This is a genomic window from Pseudonocardia sp. MH-G8, assembly GCF_002262885.1.
Lineage (GTDB): Bacteria > Actinomycetota > Actinomycetes > Mycobacteriales > Pseudonocardiaceae > Pseudonocardia.
Window position 1 is genome coordinate 1196355 of the sequence record NZ_NKYF01000001.1, and the last position, 23223, is coordinate 1219577.

The window sequence follows — 23223 nt, forward strand, 5'->3', positions numbered from 1 at the left end:
TCAGCGCTGCCCGTACCGTCGGCGCATCTCCCGGGTCAGGTCCGCGGCGCGCCCGGCGTGCACGTCGGGGACCTGCGCGGCGAGCCGGTCGGCTCCGGCGCTGATCATCTCGAGCTGGGCGGCGAGCTCCCGGGCCGCCGTGTCCGGCGGGGTCCACGGCGGGCGCCGGAGGTAGGTGTCCAGGCATGCCGGCAGCTCGACCCGCACGATCTCGGAGGCGTCGGCGAGGCGCTCGGGCGCCGCGACCCGGTCGGCCTCCTGGTCGGCCGGCCGGTCGAGCCGGTCGAGCACCACCCGTACGGTCCTCACGATGTGGCGGAAGGTCCGCTCCGCGCCGGGGGGCAGCTCCTCCCGCTCCAGCTCCACCCGCGTGAGCTGCGCTTCGGCCTCCCGTCGCAGGACGTCGGTCAGGCTCGGCTCCGCGGCCGGTTCCGCGACCGGATCGGGTGGCGCGACCAGTGCTCCCACCGCGTACAGCCCGATCGCGACGACCGGCCAGACGTCGCCGACGACTCCGGCGAGGTGCAGCCCGACACCGACGAGCGCGCCCACCATCCCCGCGATGTTCCTGCGCGAGTCGAGGTATCGGCGCACCGCGCTGAATCCCGTCATCGGTTCGGCTCCTCACCACCCGTCGATCCGATTCTGCCGGGAGCCGCAACGCCCCGGGCCACATCCGCGCCCTCCTCCTCGCCGGCCTGCTCGACCGCGCGGTGCTGCACGTCCCGCAGGGAGTCGTCGCTGCGCACCGCGCCCCGCAGCTCGGCCTGGGAGACCGCGTACCGCTGCACCATCTCGAGGTAGGTCAGCCGGCCGTCCTCGCGCACGGCGCGGGCCACCCGCCTGGCCAGTTCGGCGATGTCGACGACCTCGATGCGCACCGGCGTGCCGTCCGGCAGCGCGTGGATCTGCGGCTGGATCTGGCGCGCCCCGATCACCTCGTTGGTGAGCCGGTCGAGCATCCGGAGGTTCTCCGCGTCATCCGGGCCGCCCAACTGCAGCTCGTGCACGTGGTCGGCGGACATCTGCACGGTCACCCGACGGACCAGGCGGTCGGCGAGGTCGGGATCGTGCGGCCGGATCACGTGCTCGATCCGCTCGACGAGGTCGTGCCGGTACTTCCGGGTGACGTTCCGGTCGCGGGCGACGGGGTTGTGCGCCTTCGTCAGGCGTCCGTCCGCGCTCAGCTCCAGCAGCCGCTCGGCCTTCCACCGGAACTCGCGTCGTGGCATCGCCTTCTCGTACCAGATCTTGACGGTGGCCGGTGGCGGGCTGCGGGCGCCCCCGGCGCCGGTCATCGGGGAGGTGGGCTCGACCTGCCCTCGGCGCGCGACGGCCGGAACCGACGCGGCGGGAGCACGGAACGGTGACGGCGCTGCCGCGCCCGGCGCGTCGTCGGCCGGAGCACCTCCGGCCCCTGCCACCTCTGGGACGTCCTCCGATCGCTGCGCGCGGGCGCGCTGCAGCACCTCCACCAACCGCGCGGCATCCTGGTCGTGGCGGTGGCCGGTGTGCTCGAGAACGTGCCCGCCGGGCAGGTGGAAGTCCTGTTCGTGGACCAGCAGGTCGCTCCACCAGCCGGCGTCGAGCCGGCCGGCGGCCAGGTGACCGGACAGCTCGTCCAGCATTCGCCGGGTGATCACCACCGCGCGCCCGTCGGCCCAGCCGAACGCGATCACACCGGGCACCGGCAGGTCGCCGTCCAGCACCAGCACCTCGACCCCGGGCGGCCCGCGCGGCATCCGGTGCGGCAGCTGCGCCAGCGGTGTCATGCGACCCTGCTGCGCGAGCAGCGCGTCGACGATCGCGAGCCGATCCGCCTCCGTGATGGGCCTGATCGCGACCGCTCCGCCGCCGGGCTCGCCGTACATCGGATCGAGATCGAGCAGCGCGGCCCGCGCGGCGGGCCAGCCCGCGGCGAATCCCGGGTGCAGTGGCAGGGTGTGCAGCTCGTCGAGCCGGACCCACCGCAGCTCGTCGCTCTCGTGGTCCGCGGTCGGGGTCAGCAGGGAGTTCGCCTCGGCCAACACCCAGGCGTAGGTCCAGCCGCCGTGGTCGTCGGCGTACTTGCCGGTCACGCGGTACTCGCCGGGGCCGATCCACGCCTCCTCCCAGCCCTCCCGCATGGCCGCCCGCTCGTCGGACTCCCGGTAGTCGCGCGCCCCGCCGAGCAGGCCCCAGGTCCCGGCGTGCTGGTTGACCGCCGAACGGTGCTGCATCAGCACCCACCGTGTGCCGTCCGCCGCCCGATGGGTCAGCAGCAGACCCGCGGCGCCGTGGCGCCCCCAGTGCCGCTGGCCGCAGTCGCACTCGACCCAGCCGTCCCCTGACCGGTCGGGTGCTCCGGTGCCTGCGGGTGCCGGTTCGTCGACGAGCATCGCCGCGCGGTTGCCCACCAGGTACTGGCGATCGAAGTCGTAGCGGCCGCGTCGGATCCAGATGGCGTCGACCCCGCTCAGCGCAGCCCACAGCCCGATGTCCTTCTCGAGGGCCGCGGCGATCGCCGTACCGCCGCGTCGACTGGCGGCGGCCGCGTCCTCGTCGCGCCTGCGCCGGGCCTCGTCGATGTGCACCACGACGGCGTCCTTGTGCAGGTATCCCAGCAGCGTCGCCGACCTGGCCGACCGCCGCCGCTGCGTGAAGCCAGGGCTCGGCGTGTCGGCGCTGTACTCACCGGCCACCGCATGGTCGGTGGCGAAGTTGGTTCCGCGCCCCTCCATGTTCGCGGCCCACCCGATGAACGGGGTGCCGGTGCGGAACTGTTCGGCCCTGCGGACGGCGTAAGCGCCCGCGATGCCCCGGTACATCGGGATGTGCCCGGCGGCCACGATCGTCGGCCAGTCCACCTCGCGCACCACGGCCGGTGGGCCGTCCATCCCCTGGACGGCCCACACCTCCCGCAGCGCGTCCGCGACCGGCACGGCGGCGAACCCGGCCAGCTGGGCCCGGTCCCACTGCGCCACGCTCGTGCGGCGCACACCGAGGTCGAGCCGGGCCTGCCACGCCGCGCCGTTGTCCGGGTACCGGCGTGCCAGGGGGTTCAGGCGGCGCTCGACGGCGCGGCGCAGCGCACCGGTGGTCGCCGCCAGCATCGCGCCCCGGCGGTCCGGCGCCGCGGCCGGCAGCGCCGCGGCCAGGCGGACCGCCACCGCCGCGGCGCGGGCGTCGGGTGCCCTGCCGTGGGTGAGCACCAGCGCGTCCGCCAGCAGCAGGGTGACGAGATCGGTCCAGCGGCCCAGGTACGCCGCGCGGCCCGCCCTCTCCGGACCGAGCCCGAGCAGCTCCTCGATCGGACCGACCAGCGGGCGCAGCTCGGCGTCGGTGTACCAATCGGCCAGCGCCCACAGCACGTCGGCGCGGCGATGGCTCGCGGGCAGCCCGGCGAGGACACCGCGGCCGCCCGCGGCCAGGACCGCCAGCGCCAGCGCCGCGCGGTCGCGCTCGGTGGCCGTGGCCCATTGCGCGGTCGCCCACCGCGGGCCGCCCGCCGCGATCCAGCCGGGCGCACCGTCGACGAACAGGCCCAGCTGACCGCCGGGGGCCGGAGTCGCGCGGTCGCTGTCGAGCAGGATCTGCGCGACGCGGCCCACCACTGCGTGGTGCAGGGTCGAGCGCTCCGCCCACGGCGTCCGGGCGATCTCGGCGAGGACCGGCCCGGCCTGGCGCCAGTCCTCGGCCGTCAGCTCCCCGGTCCACGGGCTCTGCAGCAGCAGCGCCGCCCTGCGCAGCGTGGCGAGCGTGCCGCGCGCCTGGTCCCGGCGCTTCGTCTGCGCCGGGTCGAGCGCCTGCGGCCACAGCCCGTGGGAGCCGCCCAGCAGGTCCAGCCCCGCCTCCGCCACGTCGAGCTGCGCGGTGCCGAGCGCCCCCCTCGAACTCCACGGGTCCGCCAACACGTCCACGGCATCGGCGAGCGCCCCCTCCACACCGTCGAGCAGCCGCGCACCGGCCCGGTCGTCGAGGCGGGCGAGCCGCTCGGCCCAACCGGGCGCCACGGCCAACGCGACCAGCGCCAGCCGCTCGGCCCGCTCCGCGCGCCGCCAACGCTCGAGCCACGCCGGCCGCGGACCGTGGCCGGCGAGCAGCTCGACGAACGGGGCGGGTTCGTCGAGAAAGCCCGGCACGGTCGGTGGTCCGATCCGCAGGAGCGCCGCGGCGATCGTGGTGCGCCGATCGACCTGCTTCCCGTCTCCGATCGCCGACGGGAGGACGTGCCACAGCCGCGCCCAGTCGACCGCGTCGGCGCTCACCCGCCCGGCGCCGTGGAGCAGATAGGTGGATTCGGCCCGGGCCAGGTGCTGCCCGGCTCTCCTGACGAGATTCGCGGTCCGCCGGTCCCGAGGCAGGAGCCGGCGCAGCTTCGCGTGCCGGTCGAGGCCGCGGACCACCCGGTCGTACCGGGACCACGCTCGGGCGAGCGCCGCCGCGTTCCCGGCGCGGGCCGGGTCCCTGAGCACGACGTCGCCCGCATCCCACGAGGAGTCGAGGGCGGCCGCACGTCGGCGGCTCCCGTGTCTCAGCCACCAGATGCCGCCCACCGCGCCGACCAGGCCGCCCGCGAGCACCCAGATATGGATCAGCCGGGCGGTCTCCCGATCGTCCTGGCGCTGCTCCAGCTCGGTCAGCTCGGCGCGCAGGACGGGGATCCTCGCGTCGAGGGAGTTCAGGGTCCGGTCGAGCTCACCGACGTCCGATTCCAGGTCCGTGAGTCCCCGCCGCAGTGACTCGAGGTCGATCGCGGGATCCGCGGCGTCCCGGATCAGCAGGTCGGCGCTTTGGCGCAGGTAGTACGGGTAGAGGCGTTCGGGGATCGCCCCTGAGAGCTCCGCCTCGATCCGAGCGGCCGCCGCGACGATCCGCTCGGACTCGGCGTCGGTGGAGAAGTCCTCGACCCGCCACTGCAGGGACGAGGCCCGCGACCCGAGGGACACGTCGTCGAGGGAGTCGATGCGCCGGTCCAGCGCGTTCACCGCGGTGCGGAGCCCGCGTGCCCTGTGCCCGATCCGGTCCCGCTCGTCCCTGGGGGCCTGTGCCGCCGCGGGGGTGGCGTGCGCGACGGGGGCGGTGGCCACGGTCGTCGCCGGGTTCGGCGCGGCGACGGTCGTGGCCGCACCGCCTGCGAGCACGGGCATGCCGCCGAGGACCGCTGCCGCCGCGAACCGCCCCAGCCTGTGTCGGGAGGGGGCACGCGTGGTGCGCTGCAGCGGCCCCACGTAGGTCAGGTCGCGTGCGCGCAGGCCACGGAGCGGGAGGCCGGCGCCGTCGCGGGCGTCGGCCAGCGCGGCGGCGAGTTGATCGGCGTGGTCGTCATGCCCGAGCCCGTGCAGCCGCTCCCGGCCGTTGACGTGGAACGCCGTCTCGTGGCCCAGCAACTCCGGCCACCAGTCGGTCGTGAGCCGGCCTGCGGCCAGGTGCCCGGCGATCTCGTCCAGCCGCGCCCTGGTCAGCACGATCGCGCCCCGCTCGAAGCCCGAGCCGGCCGGGCCGTGCCAGCCGAACGCCACCAGCCGGTCCAGCACGTCGTCCAGCCGGGCCTGCTCGTCGCGGGTCAGCAGCCGGGCGAGCACCGGCCGCAACGCCTCGACGTCCAGGACGGCGACGGGCGGCACCGGGCCCAGGAGCCGGCCGCGCGGAAGACGCACACCCAGCCGGCGCGGCGACGTCAGGTGCGGGGCCAGCCTCGCCAGCACCTCCCGGAGGAACCGGGTGTCGGAGTCCTCCCAGCGACCGGTGGCGACCGGGCCGTCGGGCTGCGTCGGCCCCGCGGCCACCACCCCGGACCGGCGCGGATTCCCGCCGGTGGTCCCCGATGGCGGACCGCGCCGTGTGATCACATGCTGCAGCGCGGCGATGGCCCTCCGGGCAGCAGCACCGACGCGCGTCGCGCGAGTACCGGGCGATGCGCTCGATGCCTCGGTCCTCGGCGCGTCGGGTGTCACCAGCGAGTCGGCTTCGGCGACGCGGCCGTCGGAATCCAGCCCGGCGCGCCGGGCGACGTCGGCACGGCGCGCCTTGAGCCGCTCGACGAGCAGATCCGTCGTAGCCGGCCCGAAACCGGCGACAGTCACGATCGCCTCGATCTGCTCCGGGGTCACGGCCAGGACATGACGCGCAGAGGTGCGCAGCTGCTCTGCGGACATCGAGCCGAACACGCCTGCAGAATCCGGGTTGTCGGCATTCGGCAGCAGCGGGTTGTCGTACCCACGCAGGGTGTCCCACTCGGCCACGGCGTTGCCGAATGCGCCTCCCTTGTGGTCACCGCGGGCCCGGAACAACAACGCCCCGCCCGTGTCGATCCGCACCGGGGAGCCGTCGACGGTGACCACGTTGCCGTAGCCACCGCCCATCACATCCCATCCACCCAGCCACGCATCAGCCGCGAACCCGGGGAACAAGGCGGCCACGTAGACGGGATCCGAAAGTCGCTCGGACAGATCCGACCGCGCACCCGCCAGCATCAGGGACGCCACCGCCAGCTGCCCGTCGACCGACAGCACCAACCTGTTCGCCGGCACCGCGATCCCTGCCGCCTCGTACAGCACCGCGGCGAGCACCTCGTTGCGGGCATGATCCGCCGATGGCGGGAACTTGACGTAGTACTGCGAACCGTCGGGTGCCACGTACGTTCCGCCCGGGTTACTCCCCCGCCTGCCCCCGATTTCCTGCCAGCCCTCCATGCTCACCGGCCGGAACCGGTCCACTACCCCATCGGGAACCGACCCGGCCGCGGAAGCCGAAACCAACGCGTCGTCGGTGCCGCGGCTGCTCATCGACCCCGCCGCCGCGTCCCCGACCTCCACGAGCATCACCCCGCGGTTGATCACCAGGTAGTGCCGGTCGCCACCGCCAAGGCTCTTGGAGATCGCATCGACCCCGGTCAGCGCCGCCCACAGGCCGATGTCGGCCCGGACCCGGTCGGCCACCTCGTCGTGGCCTGCCTGACGGAGTGCCGCCACATCCACCGCGCGCCGCGCGTGTGCGGCGTCCAGATCCACGATGTGCGCGTCATGGCCCAGGTAGCCGATCACCACCGCCCGAGATCCCGTATCGGACCCACCGAACAACTGCCGGAAACCGGGGAGCACCACCTGGGAGAAATGACCGGCCACCCGTGGATCGGTGCTGAAGTTGGTCCCATGACCGCCCATGCTCGCCGCCACCCCGACGAACGGCCGATCACCGGTGCGGAACTGCTCGGCCCACTCCTGCGCCCGATCGCCGAAGTCGTCGTGGATACCCCGGTACAGCGGCTCCCGACCAGCAGCGAACAGCTCCCGTCGCTGGACGCTATCCACCGGTGCCGGTGCACCATTCAGGCCCTGAGCAGCCAGCACCGTCAGCAGTGGGTCTTCCGCTGACAACGTCATAAGTTCGTGCAAGAACTCCGGATCCCACTCGCCGACGTGGGAACGACGCCCGTCGGAACCGGCCGGCGCAGCGGCCCGGGCCGACCGCAGGGCCTCCGCGAACGGGGCCGCGTGCGCGTCGTGCCGATCACCGGTGTGCTCCGGTGCGCGCCCGTCACGGGGAAGGTGGAAGTCCCGCTCGTGTTCCAGCAGGCGGTACCACCAGTCGGCGGTCAGCCGGCCGGCCGCCAGGTGATCGGCGATCTCGTCCAGCACCCGCCGAGTGATCACCACCACGCCGCGCTCGGCCCAGCCGAACGCGATCACACCCGGCACCGGTAGCTCGCCGTCCAGCACCACGACCTGGACACCGGGCGGCGCCCGCGGCATCCGGTGTGGCAGCGCATCGAGGGGTGTCATGCGGCCCTCCATGCGCGGCAGCGCGTCGAGCACCGCCAGCCGGTCGGCCTCGCGCAGGGGGTCGAGGGCGGCCGCCCCGCCGCCCACGGCCGCACCCAGCCCGCGGCCGTGGGCGGGCGCGTACAGCACGGCGACGGTGAGGTCGTCGCGGCCGCCCTTGTTGCGCGCGGTGTCGGCGAGCAGGGTGGCGCCCTCGTCCGGGCCGCCGACGCCGGCAGCGAAGGTCAGCTCGCCGAGATCCGCCGGCTCCGGCAGGTAGCGCCACAGGCCGTCGGTGGCCAGCACCAGCACGCCGGGCACGGCCGGGCGGTAGGTGGTGACGGTCGGTTCGGGCATGTAGTCGCTCGCCGCCCAGCGGGTCATGATCCCGCCGTCGGTGATGTCGCCGCCGCGGGAGTCGTCGGAAGCCAGCTGGATGTCGGGGCGCGACTCGAGCCGGGTGCGGTCGAGCGGGAGGTAGTAGGCGCGGGCGGTGCCGACGTGGCTGATCGTGATCGTCGCGTCGGCGGCGTAGTAGGCGGCCAGGTAGGCGACCGCGGCGTGACCGGTCTCCGGGGTGTAGTTCTCGGTGAGGCCCCGCAGGCCGGCCTCGTGCGCATCGCCGAGTGCCTCGGCCGGGGTGCGGCCCGCCCGGTCGGTGCGCAGGATCTCGGCGCGGAACGCGGTGGCGAACCGGTCGGCCGCGAACCTCGACCCGGGGTAGCTGAACACGCCGTCCACCACCACGGCGACGCGGTCGCCGTTCGGGAGCGTCAGCAACGTCGCGGCGTCCTGGTTGGTGCGGTTGCCCAGCCCGCGCCGAGTCGACGCGGCCATACCGGGACCGCCGAGGTCCTCGTCGCCGTATGGGTGCTCGACGCGGGCGCGGTGCGGGATCACCGGGGAGACGCCCGGCGCCGGGGCCACCGGCACTCCGGTGAACAGGTCCTGGTGTGCGGCGCGCAGCCTCTTCGCCGCCACCCGGGCCGCCTCGATGATCCGCAGGCCGCCCGCGGTGCGGTACAGACCCGCGGCCAGCGCGTAGACGTGGTCGATCTCGTAGCGCTCCAGCGACAGCCTGGCCTCGGTCAGCGCCACCTCCCGCTCCGGGCCGGGATGCAGCCGGTCGAGCTCGGCACGGGCCGCGTCCAGCTCCCGGGTGATCTCGCGCAGCCAGTAGTCCGCGGTCGGCGGCAGCGGGTCGGAGCCGGGGGCGTACGGGCGGGCGGCGTCGGCACCGCCCAGTGCCCGGTCGACCTGGTGCAGGTGCGCGCCGACCAGCTTCAGCTCGTCGGCGGCCCGGCGGCGGGCCTCCCGCAACCGCGCGTGCGCCTCGACCTCGGCAGCGCGGGCCGCGTGCAGGAGGTCGGCGGCCTCGGTCCGCAGCAGCTGGTCCGGCCGCTGGTCGGCGAGGAACTCGCCGGCGCGCCGCGCCCGGAAGTAGAGCCGGTCGGCGGCGTCGGTCTCCCGCAGCAGGGCGCGCAGCAGGCGACGCTGAACGCCGGGCACTGTGTGGTGCCGCCACCGCGTCACGACCAGATCGCCGACGCCACGGGCGAACCGGACGGGCGCGGCGGGGTGGTCGGCAGGCAGCGGCCAGCTGAGCCAGCCGGCCGAGTGCCGCATCCGGTAGCCCAGCCCGGTCAGCCGCCGCAAGGTGATGCCCGCGTCGTCGAGCCATCCGTCGTGCCAGTGGCGGAATGCGAGATCGCCGTCGCGCAGCAGGTCCCGCAGGGCGCTGTAGGCATCCCGCGGCGTGGGGCCACCGGGCTGCACCCTGACCTCTGTCCCGGTGAGCGGGGCGAGGTCGGCGCCGCCGGGCAGCACCGACGCGTCGGAGCGCACCGCGTGCCGCAACCGGGCCCCGGCCGCCCGCCACAGCTCGATCAGTTCGTCGGTGGCGCGGTAGCCGTTCGCCGCGTCACCCACGACCGCCTCGATCTCGGCCAGCGCCTCGAGGGTCTCGGCCCAGCCGGTACCGCCGTACAGCGCTTGCAGCTGCGTCGGGGTTGCCGTGCCGCGGCGGCCTGCGAGCAGCAGCAGCCGCTCCAGCAACGTGGCAGGCACCGTGTTCGGCGTGGCCTGCGTGGCCTGCGTGGCCCGGGTCATCGCATCGCGCCAGCGCTCGCGGTTCCAGTTCCGCTGGGTGGAGCTGTGCTCGGCCTCGATGGCGAGCAGCGCCGCACCGTTCAGCAGCCGCATCCCGGCCTCGAGCTGCCGCATCTCGGCGAGCCGCTGGTCGTCGGCACCACTCTCGCCTGCCGCGATCCCCAGCTCCTCGGTGCCGACCGATTCGCCGATGCTGCGCGCCCGCTGGTCGGCCAGCTGCCCGACCGCCTCCAGCGGCTCGACGCGCGGCTTGCTCGCGCCCAGCACCTCGTAGTCCAGCGACCGCGCAAGCGCCGCGGCCCGGCGCAGGTTCGGGTGGTCCGGATCGTCGTTGTCGTGGTAGTGCTGCTTGATCGCCCGCAGCAGCTCACGCCGCGGGCCCGTCGTGTACCGCGACCGCAACTCGTTGCGGTCGGCCAGCGCGGCCGCCAGCCGTCGCGCCCACACCCGGCTCGACGGTGCGGGTGCCTGCTCGGCCTGACGGTCCTCGAACAGCGCCCACAGCTCCTGGCCGAGCATCCGCTGGAACTCGACGGAGTGCGCCTCGGCGACCCAGCCGTCGCTGTGCAACCTGTCGGCGACCCGTTTCAGCGCACCGGGGTCGGCCGCGAGGATCGGCACGACCAGCTGGACCGTCTCGACGTGCTGCAGGCGCCGCTGGTGGGCCGCGCGCCGCTCGGCGGTCAGCGCGGCGATGATCTCCGCTGTCCCCGGCAGCGGCTCCCACTCGTCCAACGGCGTGTGGATCGGCGCCGTCATCCGACCCCACAGCCGGGCTGCCAGGTCCTCGGCGAGGCCACGGTCGAGCGTGCGGCCGGACAGCCCGAACAGGCCCAGCGCCTCGTCCAGCTCGCGCCGGTACCCCTGTGCCCGGTAGGGCATCCGGCCGCCGGTCAGCACCGTCCAGCGGGGCGCCCGGCTCGGCGACCGCAGCGCCCGCGTGCTGCGGAACCCGTAGTAGCCGTGGCGGAACTCGTCGAAGTCCCGCCACAACTTGTTGATCAGCAGCACGGTCGTGGCCGTCACCGCGAACCGGATGAGCACCTCGGCCGGTGAGTTGTCGTTGGCCAGTACCCAGGCCCGGTCCACCCAGGCCAGATTGATCATGACGGCTGCGAGCCCGGCCAGCACCGGGTCCAGCGCCTTGCGCCACGTCAGCCGCGTGTCGACCGGGTTGAAGTTCCGGTAGTCCAACCAGGCGCGGAACTTCCGCCGCTGCCGGTCGCCGTTCCCTTCGACGGCCGCGTTCTTGCGTTCCTGCTGGGCCGCCCGCTTCGCACGCGGCGCCATGATGCGCCCGACCCAGACGTTGACGTACTCCGCGACCACGGTCGGCGACGCGTAGACCACCGTGGCGACCACGACCGCGTAGACCAGGTCCTGCCACCCACCCGGGACCAGTGCGGTACCCAGGGAGCTCACCACGAACGCGACGACGGCCGACAGCGACCCGGACACCAGGGCCTTGATCCCCCTGGTCCGCAGGGTGTCCTTCTGCTGCAGGACCGAGCTCAGGACGCCGACCACCATCGCCGTGCCGACCGGCCACAGGCCCCAGTAGCCGGTGACCAGGCCGAACGCCCGCCCGAGGCCGAGCGCGGCGATGAAGACGTAGGCGGCCGCCGCCGACCGCCACGCCGCCGGCCACGGCCGCGTCGGCATGCCGGAGTCCTGGTTGACGTGCTGGCGGCGCAGCACGTACCGGAACACCATCCCGGCGGTGACCACCGGCACCAGCAGCGCCTTCACGCCCAGCAGGCCCGGCTGGTCGGCGAACACCGGCCACAGCGCCACCAGCTGCTCGACCAGCGGCTGGGCAGCCAGCGCCGCGCCGATCCCGCCTGCCACCCACACTCCGAGCCGCACACCGTGGGCTCGCAGGCCTCGCCAGAACGCCGGTGCCGGCGGGCCGCGGGTCTGCCGCGGGGTCCACACCGCGCGCGCCGCGACCAGCACCGCGGCCACCGCGACGACCACCCCGGCCGGCACCGTCACCGGGCCGACGCCGACGAGCCCGACCAGGCCCGCCGCCGTGAGGCCGACGCCCGCACCGATACCGAAGGCGGCCATGCGGACCCGGCGGGTCCGCAGCCGCGGCGCCACCGGCACGTCGAGCCCGAGGCGGGTCCACAGCCGGGTCCACGTCCCGGCCGGGCCCCGGCCGCGAGCAGCCCGGTCTATGCGGCGGTAGGCGCGCTCCGGCGCCACCCCGGCATCGGCCGCGAGCTGCACCGCGCCAAGCCGCCCGGTGACCAGCGCCCGTCCGGCCGCGCCGTCCGCGGCTCGCGCGCCCCGCAACGCCGGGAACGCCTCGGCGTACCGGGCGGCGACCGCGGCGAGGGCCTGGTCGAACGTGATGCCGGTGGCCCTGATGTCTCCCGGCGCCCGGACCTCGGCGGCGTCGAGCCTGCCCGCCCGCGCGAGCAACCGGGCGGCGACGTGCTCGGGCAGCCCCAGCGCCCGCGCGACCCTCGCAGCCAGCCGGCGGTCGGGCAGCCGCGCCCCCGCGGGCTGCGCCGAGCTCACCACCGACAGCCAGCCGATCCAGCCCAGCTGCTCGGTGGTGACGTCCCGCACCATCGTCTGCTGCTCACGGCTCAGCAGCCGCGCCGTCGCGCCGGCGGCGGCCCGCAACCGCGCGACACCGCGGATCTGGGCCCGCAGGACCCGCCCGGCCCGCAGGTGATCAACGAACCGCTGGCGGCCACGGCCCAGAGCAGCGGCGCCGGCCACCAGCCGGTCCCCGGCCCACTGCCGGGCCGTCCCGAGCGCGGACCGGAACCCGTTCCAGCGCTCGACCGTCCACCGGGCCGTACCACGCACCCCGTCCAGCACGCCGTCGCGCGAGGTCTGCCATCCACTCGCGATCCGCGTCCCGACGGCGCGCGCGGCGTCCTGCACGGTCGGCGGGGTGGCCGGCAGCACCCGGACGTCGGCCCGGGACAGGCCGGTGGCGCGGCGCACCGTGCCCGCCCGCACCCCGGAGTTGCGCGCCGCCAGCGCCGCTTGCAGGACCTCGCGCTGCGCGTCGATCCGGGCGGCAGCCAGGCCGTTCGTCGCCGACTCGTGCTCCGCCACCGCCGTGCCCAGCTCCACCGCGTGCCCCGTGGCCGCGGCCCGGGTCGCTGCCAGCAGCTCCGCGGCCGTCATGCTGGTCGCCGCCAGGCCTGCGGGCAGGTTCGCCGTCCCGGCGAGGTCCCGGTCCGCCAGCCGGGCCCGCACCCGCTCCGGATGCACGGACAGCGCACCCGTCAGGTCCGTGACGATCTGCTCGTCGGTCCGGCCGTGCGCACGCAGCCGCTCGGCCAGCGCGGGCACCCAGCCCAGCCGGGCCGCCATGTCCTGCTCGCGGATCACGACGGCGTCCCGGGCGCGGGCCTCGGAGTCCTCGACGGCGGCCAGCGGCTCGCGCGCCTGTGCCACCTGCTCCTGCAGCTCCCGGGCCGCTCGGCGCTGTCCGGGCCACCAGACCATGCCGGCCGCGGCGATGGCACCGGGTTCGGCCGCCCCGTACCGGAGCGCGGCCAGGGTCGCGACCACCGCGACGGCGAACAGCACGACCGCCCCGGCCGTGCGGGTGGAGAAGAAGCGCTTCCACCACGGCGGGCTGCGCGAGCGGGCCTCGGGGCCGCCGGTGCGCGGTCCGCCGGTCCGCATCCCGGCGGTCGTGCCGGTCCCGGCCTGCGGGGCCGAGCCACGCTCGGGCCCGGTGCCGGTGGGGCCGGAACCACCGCCGCCGACCACCGGGCCTCCACCGGTCGCGGTCGGGCCCGAACCGCCGCCGCGCGTCTCGTCGATGATCGCCTGGACCTCGCCCGGGGTCAGCCCGGTGAGCCCGGCGATCCGGTCGATCGGGACCCCGCCCGCGGCCGCCGCCCGGACGGCCACCTCCAGCGCCGCCCTGCGCTGCGCCTGCAGCTGCACGAGTGCGCGGTTCGCGTCGTCCACGCCGTCGGCGGCGTCCCGCAGCCGGGCCTCGACGGCGCGCAGCGCCGCCGTCACCCCGGCCAGGCGCTCGTCGAACGAGCCGGTCGGCGTGCCCAGGCCCGCCGCGTCCACCGGCACGTCCCGGTCCAGGGAGTACCGCCGCACCTCGGTAACGTCCAGGCCGAGTGCCCGCGCCACCGCGGCCTCGCGCGCCGCGTCGACGACCGGGTCACCGGTCCAGCCGTCCGGGCCGCTGTACAGCCGGCGCACCGCGCGCCGCTGCCAGGCGGCCAGCTCGGCGTCGGCCGTGGCCAACCCGCCCCGCGCGCCACGGAGCTCGGTCCGGCCGCCCCGCACCCGCTCGTCCAGCCCGGCCAGCACCGACCGCAGCCTGCGGTCGGCGGCCCACCGGCGGCGCGCAGCCACCAGCGCGTCCCAGGGCCCGCGTGCAACCTCGCCGACGTGCTGACGCACGGCGCTCAGTCCGGCAGCCGCCTGGCCCCACAGCTCACGCAGCCGGTCGCCCGCCTGCCCCCGCAGCTCGCGCAGCCGGTCGCCCGCCTCGCTGCGCAGGCCCCGGACGTTCGCCGGGACACCCACGAGCGCGGCGCGGACGCCACTGGCCCGCCACCGGGCACGCAGCCCGGCCGGCACGCCGAGCACGGTGTTCCAGCCACCCAGCCGCGCCAGCCCGTCCCGCATGCGCGGGGCCAGGATCACCGCGGCAGCGGCAACCATCGCACCGACGGAGAGCAGGCTCGCCCCCGGAACACCGGCCGTCTCCAGCGGCCACCCGAGCAGGCTCGCGCCGGCCAGCGCGCCGAGCACGGCGAGCCGAACCGCGGGGCCGCTCAGCAGCGGTGCGCCGATGACCAGCCGGTCCGTCCACCGCCGCGCGGCAAGGCCGGTTGCGGCGGCGGGTGTAGTGGTCGAGCTCGACGCGGGCGGTGGGCCGCGGTTCCGCACGAGGTGGATCACGGTCACGACCGCGGCGCCCGCCACGGCCCCGACGACGGTGAACCCGGCGACGCCGGCTCCGGCCGCTCCGCCGAGCACCGCGAGCCCGCCGCCCGCACCACCCGACGCGATCGCCGCACCGGCGATCACGGCAGCCGGGAGCCTGCGCTGCGCCGCCGGCGCCTGGTCGCGGGCCGGCAGCCCGTGCTCGGCGTGGACGTAGGCGTCCAGCACCAGCAGCGCCACCGCCTGGCCGAGCCCGGCGCCCGGGGCCGGCGTCCGCAGCGCGCCCGAGGCGGCCCGCACCAGCTCGGTCAGCTCCGCGTCGTCGAGATCCCCGGCACGGGCCCGGGCCAGCAGGTCCAGCGCCTCGACCGGGATCGCGGCGCGCTCGGCCTCGGTGATCAGCCCGTCGCGGTCGCGCTCCAGGAGCAGGTCGGCCAGCGCCCTGAGCGTGTCGATGCCCAGCTGCGCGCGCAGGTCGGCGATCCGCCCGATGGTGGCCGGGACGCTCGGGTCGTACGGAAGTCCGGCGGCGATGTGCATCGCGGCCAGCAGGTCGTCGTGGGTCCAGGCGGAGCGCGAGGAGGCCAGTTGGAGGGCCAGGTGGCGGTCGCGGGTGCCGAACCGCTGGGGCACCGACGTGCGTGCCAGCGCCGCACGCACCGCCCTGGTCGGGCCGGCGGGCATCCCGAGGTCGGCCAGCTCGTCGAGCGACATCGCCGCCAGCTGCGACACCGACGTGACGCCCGCGCCGATCAGCGTGGCGTACACCCGGTCGCGGTGCCGCGCCGGGAGCCGGTCGACGAACTCCTCGATCCGGTCCGCCCGCTCCCACAGCGCGGCGGCCTCCGCCGGGTGCAGCCCGTACAGCTCGGCCGCGCGCAGCTCGTCGCGCGCCCGCTCCCACACCCCGCCGGCGCCGGCCGCGGTGAGCTCGTCGACGCCGAGGTCGGCGAGGACGCGGTCCAGGATCTCGTCGCGGACGGCCGCCTCGGTGCGCACCTGCCTGCCGGCCGGCTCCCGGGTGCCGAGCAGCGGGTTGTTCCGGGTGGCCCGGGTGAGCTTGTCGATCACGATGCCGGGGTTGTCGGCGTCCATCCGCAGGAACCAGCCGAGCTCGCCGGGTGTGATCCCGAGCCGGGCGGCGATCTGCGTCTCCGGCACGCCGCGCGCGTAGTCCAGGAGCGCCTGCAGCTCCCGGTCGCTCAGCGCGGCGAGCCGCATCTGCTCGGCCGGTGCGTTCGGGTTCGCGGGCATCGGCGTGCCGGTCCGCCGCGCCTCCTGCCGGTCGGCGAGCAGCTGAGCGGCCACCGCCATCGTCGCGGTGTACTCGTCGGCGTCCATCCCCAGCCGGTCGCGCAGCTCGGGGCCACGCCGCACGGCGTTCGCCTGCTGGGCCAGCTCCGCCAGCCGCTGCGTCACCGCGGCCAGGTCCGCCTCGGTGTACCGGTACGGCTGGAACGAGCGCTCCGGCAGGTGCTGCGCGACCGTGGCGGCCGCCGCGCGGTCGGCGTCGGTGACCGGGTTCTCCACCGCGTGCCGGCGCGCCAGCTCGCGCAGCTCCTCGTTCAGCTCCGCGTTGCGGTCCTGCGCCAGACCCTCGATGTCCTGCCCGGCGCGCAGTGCCGCCAGCTGGGGCAGGTCGATGCCCGCCGGGTTCGCCGGGATCGTCGACTCCTGCGCGGGCTGCGGCACGTCCTTCGAGCCGAGCACCTGGCGGGCCGGCATCCCGCTGCGCCGCAGCGGGTTCCGGCCGCGGCCCTCCGCGGCCACCCGGGCCTGCTGCTGCGCTCCGCGCTGGGCGCGGGCGGTCAGCTCGGCCTGCTGGCGGGCCAGCGTGAACAGGGCGTCCACCGCGGTGGACCCCTTGGACACCGGGCTGTCGTCGAGCGTGCGCACCGCGGCGAACTCGCCCTTGCCGAGCGGCTGGAGGACCCGGTCCTCCAGGGAGCGGTGCAGGGTCGAGCTGCCGTTCTCGCCCTGCCGTGCGGCGCGGCCGCGAGCCTGGAACTCGATCCGCAACGACTCCGCGAACTCGGTCAGCACCACGTGCAGCCCGCCGGCCCGGTCGACCGCGGCGTGCCTCGCGCCGCCCTTCGCCTCGCCGCCGAGCAGGACGTCCACGCCCCGGCCGGCGATGTTCGTGGCCACCGTGACCTGCCCCGACCGGCCCGCGTCGCCGAGGATCCTCGCCTGGTCGCCGGCGCTGGTCTTCGCGGTCAGCAGGTTGTGGTCGACACCGGCCTGCCGGAGCCGCTGTGAGAAGGCGGCCGCCTCCCGGATCGACCCGGCCACCACCAGCACCGGCCGCCCGGAGCCCATCGTCGCGACGACGTCGTCGAAGATCCCGTCCCACTTCTCGGCAGCGGTCCGGTACGTGCGGGTGCCGTCCTTCCGCAGGGACGTGCGGTTCGGCGCGATCTCGACGACGCCCTTGTCGTAGTACTCGCGGAACGCCGCCGCGCCCGCCTCGCCGCCCGCGGTGCCGGTCATCCCGGCGAACTCCCGCTTCCCATCCCGTATGCCGAGGAAGTCGACGACCGTCATCGAGTCCAGCACGCGGGTGGGCCCCAGCACCTGCACGAGCTCGGCGTACTCGATCGCCTCGGCCAGTCCGTCGTTGTAGCGGCGCCCGTCCAGCCGGTGACCGGTCCTGCGGTCCTCCAGGACGATGCGGCCGTCCTCGACGAAGTAGTGGACGTCGCGCTCCAGGACCCACTTCGCCGTGAGCGCGTTCTCCACGTGCCGCACGAGCGGCTTGTTCGCCGACGTCGACAGGTCCCGGCCGGTCTCCTGCGCGATGAACCGGATGCCGTCGGGCGTCAGCGTCACGCCGTCCCGGCCGAGGACGTAGTGCCCCGCCGGGTCGGCCGCGGTGCGCGGCTTCAGCTTCGTCGCGATCCCCGCGGAGAACGCCAGGTCGCCCAGCGGCGCCTTGCCGTTCCGGATCGACGCCGCCAGCACGTGCGGGGTCAGCGCCTCGTCGAGCAGCACCTGGTCGACCTCGTCGATCAGGCGGAACGCACCGCGGTCCCCGTGCACCGGGCGGCCGCGGCTGTTGCGGGCCCGCAGCCCGTCGAACACGAACTCGCTGACCGTGCCGATCGCGATGTCGGCCCCGTAGGCGCGGCGCTTGAGCGGGATGCTCCACCGCGAGGTGTACGGACGCACCACACCGACCGAGAGCCCGAGCCCACGGGCGATCGGCCGGACCGTCCGGACCGCGGAGAGCAGGTCCGTCGGGTTCAGCGCCATCCACTGCACGCCCTTGCCCGCGAGCGGCCTGCCGGCCACGTCCCGTGCGTCGAGCGCGCGGACGGGCGCCGCGAGCGCTCCGGTGAGCGTCTTGCCCTCACCGGTGAGCATCTGGATGACGTTTCCGTCCGCCAGCGCGAGCGCGCCGGCGATCTGCTTGTCGGTCGGCTCCTTCCCGTTCCGTCGCGAGACCTCGCAGGCGAGCGCCATGCACTCGGTCCTGACCTCGTCGATCGTCTTCCGGTTGGCGCGGACGTCGGCGGCGAGCGCCGCGTACCGCTCCTTCAGTACCCTGAGCGGAACGGTCGCCTCGTCCCGGAGCCCCTCCCAGAAGGAGCGGACCTCGGCGACGCCGGGCGCGTAGTCCTGCTCGGTGCGGACCGGCTGCCCCGCGTTCTGGCGAGGACCGGTGGTGCTGCCCTCGTCACCCGGCGGGGGCAGGTCCGACTTCAGCGGGTCGGGCTGCGTCGGGTGACCCTTGCTCGGCTGCGCCGGTGCAGGCTCGTCCGCGTGCGGGCGGGGCGTGCCACCGGGCGGGGTCTCGCCGGGCAGCGCGTCGGGCCCGCCGCCGGAGTTGCTCTGCCGCTGCCCGCCACCCAGCCGGTCACCGCTGCGCGGGGCCTGCGGCAGCATCGAGTCGGCGGGCGCGGGCTCGTGCCGCACCGGGTTCGGCTGCTGCACCGGCGTCCCGTCGGGCTGCTGCCCGTCGGGACGCTGCCCGTCGGATCGCTGCCCGTCGGCCTGCTGCTGCGCCGCGTCAGTGGTCGGCTCCCCGTCGCGGCCCTGCGTGCCGGTCCGGGCAGGGCTGCCGCCGCGGTTCCCGGCCGCGGTCACGGTGTCGGCCACCTCGTCGAGGCCGCGGGTCAGCGAGGTGTACTCGGCGGAGCTCAGCCGCCCCTCGGCGATCTGGGACAGCACCTGCGCACGCTGCCCCGCGTACACCCCGCGCCCGGCCAGCCGGTTCGGGTTGCGCAGCGTGCCGCCGAACATCACCTGGTCGTAGCGCGCCACCGCGCTCGCACGGTCGGCACGGCCCTGGCGGATGGCGTAGGCGGTCTCGTGGCCGAAAAGGCGACCCAGCATCGTGCGCGGGCCGAGCGCGTCGGGGGCGAACGCCCGCACCGACGCGTTCGTCGAGGCCGACGCGATCTCCGTAGCCGTCAGGGGTCGGCCGAAGCGCAGGCCGAGGTGGTTGTAGGCGCGCAGCGTCCCGATCAGGCCCGGGGTACGCCCTTGCATGGTCGTCCGGCCGAAGAGCCCGTCCGAGCCGACGATCCGCCCGGCGTACGCGCCGGTTTCCAGGGCACCCCCGATGCGGCCCAGCCGCGCGGAGTGGGCCTGCAGCGCGATTCCCTCGGAGTAGCGGCCGAACTCGAACGCGGCCCCCGCCCGCCCGGCCGCGATCTCCGCCGCACCGAGCATCCGCCCAGCCAGCGGGCTGAGCACGGCACGCGACACGAGCCCGGTAGCCATGCGTGCGGCCGCGAAGTTCACCGACAGGGGCGCGAGCGCCACCTTCCCGGTCCACCCGGCGAACCGCATGGTCCCGCTGAACGCCGCGTCCAGACCCGGCACCCGGGTCGCCGCCCACGCGCCCCGCGCCGCGACCCACCCGGTGCTGAAACCGGACAGCATCGACGTGGTCAAGCCTGCCGATGCGGCGGAGGCTCCCTTCGCCCCCAGCGAGATGCCCTTGATGATCGCCCCGGCGCCGACCGCGACCAGCGCGACCGTGCCGACGTCCTCCAGGAGCGTGGAGACCGGCGCGTAGTAGTAGTCGTGGCCGAGCCGGTCCCAGTCGGGTCCGCCGTCCTCGAAGTTGAGCCACCGGTTGTAGAAGTTGACCGCGCCGGTCGCGACGCCCCCGGTGAAGGGGTACAGCCGCGTGTAGTACTCGAGGTCGGACTCGCCCTCCTTCTGGTCGGGAACGTCGAAGCCGACGTGGCCACCGGTGATCGACCCGACCAGGCCGGTGTCGCCGAGGAAGTCGTACCTGACGGTGTTCAGCAGCTCGGTTCCGACCGACTCCAGCAGGCCGGGGATCGCGTAGACGACGACGGCGCCGAGGTCGCGGGCGGCGTTCTTGAACCACTGGCCGGGGGACTTGTCCTCCGTCAGGTCGAGCACGTAGAACTCGCCGTCGAGGTCCTTGAACGCCTCGTCGTCGATCTTCTGCGCGTCGCACCGCGAGCTGGCCGAGCAGATCTTCTCGGCGTCGTCGCGGCCGGGCGCCTGCGAGTTCAGGGTGATCGTGTCGTCGCCGTCGGGGTCGCCGATGAACCGGCCTGCGGACAGCGCGTGCTCGGGCACGGCCAGCCCGACGCACATCCCGCTGGCGCCGCCGCTGGACTTGCAGTCCGACAGGGTGTCGCGGTTGGAGTCGACGTGGGTGCTGAACTCGCCGCGGCAGGAGTTGTTGGAGTCGCTGCAGAACCCGAGGGCCAGCGCCTGCCCCTGCCGCTCCCGGTCCCCACCGGCCGCCACCGCCGACGCGGCGAGAGCGCAGTTGCCCGCGACGCCCATGCCGCAGCTCTTCTCCGAGTCGGCGTTGTTCTTGCCCGACTCCTGGAACGCCTCGACGTGCGCCGAGTACGAGCACGCCTGCGCGTTGCTGCTCTGGCACCAGACCGTCGCCTCGGCCAGGCGCTTCTCGGTGTCGATCGAGACGTCGGCCGCCACCGAGCACCAGCCCGACCCGGTCGTCCCGGAGTCGCCGCAGTCGCTGCGCGCGTTGGCGGCGAGCAGCCCGTCGTCCTCGGAGAGCTCCTCGAGGCCGTGCGCGGAGAAGTCAAAGCTGCAGTTCTCCTCCGGACCGTCGGTTCCGCACCCCGCACCCGACTGCACGTGCGCCGGGAGCTTGATCTCCTCGCCGTTCTCGGCGGTGACGGTGCGCTCGCCGTCGGCGTAGTACTTCGCGAACGACACCGAGGAGCAGAACCCGCCGGTCTGGTTGCAGTCCGACACCCCGTCGCCGTTCAGGTTCTCGCCGTTCGGCGAGTCCACCCACGCGTAGGTGTGGGTGGAGGACCGGGTGCAGTTCGTGCCGCCCGAGTCCCCGGTCGAGCACTGGGCGAACGCCGTGACCGTGCCGGTCGCGTCGTCGTAGGCCACCGAGGCGACCGTCGAGCACGAGCCCCAGGTCCCCGAGCAGTCGGAGTAGGCGTTGCCGTTGTGCTTGGTGTGCTCGGTCTCCCGGTCGAAGGTGCCCCAGGAGTGCGCTTCCTGGGTGCAGTGGCTCCCCTCGGGGAAGCAGCTGGTCTGCGCGATCACGTGCGCCGGGATCTCGTCCGGCTTGCCGTCGCCGTCCTGGTCCTCGCCGGTGGCCGCCGGCACGTAGTCGAACCGACCGGCCACCGCGCACGTACCCGAGGTCTTCACGCAGTGCGCGTTGCCGTTGCCGTGCAGCGTGCCGTCCTTCGCGCCGCCGGGCTTCGCCTGGCCGGGCCCGGACACCTCGCCGTGGAGGTGGGCCTCGGACTTGGTGCAGCCGGTCGCGCCGCCGTTGTCGCAGACGGCGTAGGCGGTGATCTCTCCGGTGTCCGCCTTGAACCCGCCGCCGACGATCGTCGAGCACCAGCCGGTGGTGCCCGCACACTTCGACACCGCGGTCGCGCCGATCTTGCCGTCGGCACCGGAGATGTTCGCGTTGGCCTGGGCGTTCTGCGAGCAGGTGCCGCCCTCGACGGCGCAGCCCGTGCCGACGACCAGCGTCGGCGGGATCTCGTTCCCCTTCTCGTCGAGGCTCGCCTCGTGGTACTTGACCACCCCGACGGCCGAGCAGCTCCCCGGCCCGGCCCCGCCGCAGTGCACTGCGCCGTCGCCGGTCAGCTGCCCGCCCTGGAAGGACGCGTCGATGGTGATGTTCGCGTACTTGGAGCAGGAGCCGCCCTCGGTGGAGCAGTACGAGGTGGCCTGCAGCTGCCCGGTCTTCGCGTCGTAGGCGACCTTGGAACCGGTGGCGCAGTACCCGCCCGCGGCGCCGCCGCCGGAGCAGTCCGCACCCGAGTCGCCGTTCAGGCCCGCGCCCGAACCGGACGACCGCGAGCTCGTCGCGTAGTACGAGTCGCAGGACCCGGTGCCCGAGCAACCCGCCTGGGCCAGCGCGGTGTCGGCGTCGACCTTCACCACGGCGTACGAGCCGCACGAGCCGCCGGTGCCCCCGCCCGAGCAGCGCGACCACGCCTCGGCGTGCTGGCCGCCGACCGTCTTCGACGCCTCGGCGCCGCTGGAGTAGCTCGCCGAGCAGTTCGATGCCCCCGAGCAGCCCGCGGCCGCGTTCGCGTACCCCTTGCCCGCGGTGGCCTGGGCGAACACCGACAGCCCGCCGCCGCCCGGCCCGGACCCGCCACCGGAGCCGGACGCGTGGGCGTGCGCCCAGCTGCGGTGCGTGCCGTCGTCGTAGGAGGCCGAGCTGGACGCCTCGCCCGCGTAGCCCCACCGGCAGTTGGCCGCGCCGGAGCAGGAGGCGCTCGCGTTGGCGTAGCCCGGGCCTGCGGAGGCCTGCGCGGACACCGACACACCGCCACCGCCGGTGCCGCCACCACCCGAACCCGACGCGTAGGCGTTCGCCCAGTTGCCGCCGTAGGACGCCGACGCCGACGCGTTCGCGCTGTAGGAGTGGCTGCACCGCACGCCGCCGGACCCGCCGCCGGACCCGCCGCAGGACGCCCCCGCGGACGCGAAGCCCGGGCCGGCCGACGCCTGCGCGGACACGGCCACCCCGCCACCGCCCGTACCGCCGCCACCCGAACCCGACGCGTACGCGTTCGCCCGGTTCCCGCCGTGGGACGCCGACGCCGACGCGTTGGCGCTGTAGGAGTGGCTGCACCGGGCGCCGCCGCTGCCGCTGCAGGACGCCGCGGCCTGCGCGCTGCCGTCCCGCGCCGCGGCCGTCGCCGTCGTCGCGACGTACCCGCCGCCGAACGTCCCCGACCCCGATCCGTGGGCGTTCGCGTTCGCCCGCGCCCCGCCGGACGCGGCCGCGGCCGAGCTGCGCGCGCGGTAGGAGTGGGTGCAGCCCGATCCGGCGCTGCCCTGGCAGGCGGCCATCGCGACCGCGGCCCCGTCGGCGGTCTGCGCCGCGGCTCCGGTGGCACACCAGCCGCTGCCCGCCCCGCCGGTCGTCCCGCAGTGCGCGTGCGAGTCGGCGACGTCCCCACCGGTGGCGCTGTGCGCGGAGCTCGTCGAGGAGTAGCTGTGGCGGCAGACCGAGCCCTTGCTGCCCGCGCAC

The 23223-nt window shown here is 75.3% G+C and carries 2 protein-coding genes (1 of these 2 cut by a window edge); both read right to left on the reverse strand.

Translation table 11 applies throughout. The annotated features are described in order from the left end of the window. Positions 1-612, reverse strand: coding sequence for a hypothetical protein (locus CFP66_RS05685; protein WP_094920842.1), 612 nt, complete (start codon positions 610-612; stop codon positions 1-3). Continuing rightward, on the reverse strand, positions 609-23223 hold the 3' portion of the coding sequence (locus CFP66_RS05690; protein WP_143517125.1) for an NUDIX domain-containing protein. 5921 nt of this gene lie beyond the right edge of the window; 22615 of the gene's 28536 nt are visible here — the last part of the coding sequence; its start codon lies off the right edge, out of view; its stop codon occupies positions 609-611. The genes CFP66_RS05685 and CFP66_RS05690 overlap by 4 nt, the downstream gene beginning before the upstream one ends.

Excerpts from the sequence above, each read along its gene's own strand:
- CFP66_RS05685 (WP_094920842.1), bottom strand. The coding sequence starts at position 612 with ATGACGGGATTCAGCGCGGTGCGCCGATACCTCGACTCGCGCAGGAAC.